Origin of the sequence: Oligoflexus sp. (assembly GCF_035638955.1) — a bacterium.
Lineage (GTDB): Bacteria > Bdellovibrionota_B > Oligoflexia > Oligoflexales > Oligoflexaceae > Oligoflexus.
Genome location: NZ_DASQYZ010000496.1, coordinates 1 through 2,549 on the forward strand (window position 1 = coordinate 1; position 2,549 = coordinate 2,549).

General features: G+C 48.1%; 2 protein-coding genes. Both read right to left on the reverse strand.

Annotation, left to right across the window (positions count from 1 at the left end):
• Window positions 1-397: 397 nt before the first annotated feature.
• Complete coding sequence (locus tag VE954_RS40260; RefSeq protein WP_324963861.1) at window positions 398-559, reverse strand: hypothetical protein; 162 nt, start codon at window positions 557-559, stop codon at window positions 398-400.
• Complete coding sequence (locus tag VE954_RS40265) at window positions 556-2,193, reverse strand: hypothetical protein (RefSeq protein ID WP_324963863.1); 1,638 nt, start codon at window positions 2,191-2,193, stop codon at window positions 556-558. Before VE954_RS40265 ends, VE954_RS40260 begins: the two co-directional genes overlap by 4 nt.
• Between the last annotated feature and the right edge of the window lie 356 nt (window positions 2,194-2,549).

The following is a 2,549-nucleotide window of genomic DNA, read 5'->3' on the forward strand; positions in this document are numbered from 1 at the left end:
CGTCGAGGGACATGAGTATTTTTTCGACTGGACCATGTGATCTGAAGCGCCGGGCCGTTGCCGGGGACTACCCTCCAAGAACAGCGCCACTCTCGTGAATTCAGCAAATTTTTAGCAAGCAAAAGCCTTTGCATAAGCCTCATTGATTTGTAGTATACGAACGTTTTCGATCCGTTTAAAACATCACAAGGGACAAAATAATGAAAACATTCGTAGCAGGTCTGGCCTTTTTTCGGCTCTGTTGCGTTTGTTTTTGAAAATCTCGCAACTATTTAAAACCATTAATACATGCCATATGAGCATACTAAACGATTCTCATAGGTTACAAGTTATTGGAAAACAAACGCAACAGAGCCTTCGTCAGCACGGTGTCCCCGAAAAGATTAACGCAGACAAATCAGGAGTCAACGCCTCTGGTCTCAACGCCTTCAATCATGAGCATTCCGCTGACGAGGCGCTCGGGCTGGTTAAGTATCTCAATAATATCGTCGAGCAGGACCACAGGCGAGTTAGGCTGGGACACATTCACAGTGTACAGGTCCGCGGAGCGTAGGGTCATGGTGCAATATGCACCAGGCCTTGGTCAGCCAGCAGAACAGGATAATCGGGTAGAGATAAGTTTTTGATCTCGACCTTGTGTTTGGCAGAGTTATTGACCGTTATAGTGTCTGACCTTTCCAGGCTATAAATACGGCCATCAACCATGTCGACGAGCCGGGGACGCAATGCGTTGTTAGAGGCAAAAAGCGGAAAGTGGAAATTGTCACAACTGATGTCGACTGATGCCTCAACAGTTACTTTTGGAAGTGGATCGACTTTGCGCCACGCTGCAATCAAATTCCGCACAGCACCATTTCCGTCCTTGCGAGTATATGCCTGAACCGTATAATCGGAGGATGTAACTCCACTTATCTTGACGGTACAACCAGCATTATGGATGGGAGTAAGGCGGTTATCGAAAATGGCAGTCACATGCTGAAAAGCGCGGTAGCCCACCTTTTTTCGCTTCACTGTCTGGTCTCCGTTCAGAAATTGCGAGTCAGCACTACTGTCCCAGGTGCCGGTTTGAAGAAGGCCCTTATCATTCTTGGTGAAATCATAGTGCAGATCCACCAGGGTAAAGATGCTGCTTTCCACGCCCCGATAAAAGTCACCTAGCAGACGACGCAGCAAGTACTTGGCTTGATCTTCTTCAGTCCATGCCATCTTCGGACCACATAGCGCGAAAGATTTACATACCTTGGACGGCGCGCCGTTCTCGGTCTGGCGAATGCGAAAACCGTGGGCTTCAACCATGCTTTTGAACCATTTGTACTTGGCAAATTCGCCAGGGAAGTTGTCATGATCGACGGCCCCATAATAGGGATGGTAACCTACCGCAACATCGTTATCCGGGACAGTGCTTCCTTTATTGGCTGCGAAATAGTCAACAGATGTCTTGGCAAAAATCGAACTCGCTGTATTTGCTCCGCCCATGACCCCTGCTGTGAACGATCCAATGGTGATCTTCGCGCTCGATTGGACGGCTTTAATCTCTCTGGCCGCTTTTACGAGCAATTTTGAGTATTCTTCCGCCTGAACGTGGCCATCCGGTTCATTCCAAATTTCCCAATCGCTCACGCGGGTCTTGTACCGGTTGACCGTGGCTTTTACAAATTTTAGAAACCTCCCTTGACCAGCGCCAATAGGCAGAGCCCCGCCCAAATTTTTTGTACCACAGTCAACGCATCCGTTCCGCTCATTGCCATAACCCAGGAATACGAAGGGCTGGACGCCGCGGGCTAGCGCCCCATCGATGAGGACATCGAGTTTGGAGAAGTCGTAAGTCGGAGGATCTGTAATGACTTTTTCGATATCATTCCATCCCGACTGCAGACGCACTTTCATCGCGCCTGTCGGGCCAAGATGATCTTTCCAGTTATCGAAGGAGCTATAGTCTCGATCTGTGGTTTCAGCGCCAATCCCGAACGGGTGATTGAACCCCGCATTTCGAATTTCTCTGGCACTCCGTGTACGCACCAAGCCAATGAAACCGAAGCGTGCACTGTCTTTTAAATGGATAGGCCCATTTGAAACAGTTACGGCGTCCAAAGCACCTTGCATTTCTCCATCACAGCCGGATAGAGGAACCGACAGCCAAACTGCGATAATCAATAAACTGGAAAGGTTCCTATTGCCCATGAATTTTCCCATCCTTGATGACTCCTATTCTGCATATGCAGAATCTCATGCCGTTGAAAGGCATGAATTTCGACATCAAGCAGTACATTTTTTGGTTCTCAGATAAATCAGTCGCTCTTTTACGACAATTCCTTTTCTTCACGCAAGTGATTTATCGCTGTAATCAAGAGATCCAATTCTATGGAACATGGCTTTGTCGTTTGGGTAATTCTTAGTGGGTAACTTGGAGGGCTCTGTCGCAAAACTTTCAAAGGGTGAAGTATGGTTTCGAGGGCATCACCCCCGGACGCAGTTATCCTGCGAGGGCGTAAAATTGCTTGAATGGAGTGGAGCCCGGGATATCAATCTGACCTTTTTTGATCATGGCC